The 584-nt window shown below is 39.7% G+C and carries 1 protein-coding gene; it reads right to left on the reverse strand.

The window, feature by feature from the left end:
- A partial coding sequence (locus JKP73_RS22025) for a helix-turn-helix domain-containing protein (RefSeq protein WP_152993290.1) occupies positions 1 to 443 on the reverse strand: 443 nt, incomplete at its 3' end.
- Positions 444 to 584 lie beyond the last annotated feature (141 nt).

Raw genomic sequence — 584 nt, forward strand, 5'->3', positions numbered from 1 at the left:
ATTTTCTTTGCCGCCTTATACTGCGGATAGAAAAGATGATGACGCTTGGCTTCTAACCAGCCCCAGTTGACCCAATTGTAGAGGCTGCTCAGAGAAACTCCTTTTAGAGCCTGATGAATGACTTCCAAAGAGTCCTTGTCTTCTTTAAGACGTGTACTCACATAACAATCAATCTCAGTCGTGAGTTTACTCGGACGAACACTGTGAGCCCTCAATCCTTCATAATTTTCTTGAGCCTTTTTAGCAGAGTATTTTACCTTCCGCTTGAGCTGGATTTCCCCTCGCTTCATCTCTCTGTCAATCGTCCCATGAGCTTTATTCAATAAGCGCGCAATCTCACGGTTGCTCAGTCCTTCTTTATTGTGCCAACGTTCAATGTTTAAACGGTCTTGATTGGTCAGGTGTTTCCCTTTGCTCTGGCTTGTGATAGAATAGTCTTGCATCTGAATTTCCTTTTTATACTATTTGGTCGAACTTCTAGTATAAGAGATTCAGATGTTTTTTGCTTGACTCAAGGTGGCTAACTTCATTTTACAATTTGCGATTTAATTTTTTATTTTAAATAGAGTACATTAGATTATCAT

It is taken from the genome of Virgibacillus salexigens (assembly GCF_014905415.1).
Lineage (GTDB): Bacteria > Bacillota > Bacilli > Bacillales > Amphibacillaceae > Virgibacillus > Virgibacillus salexigens.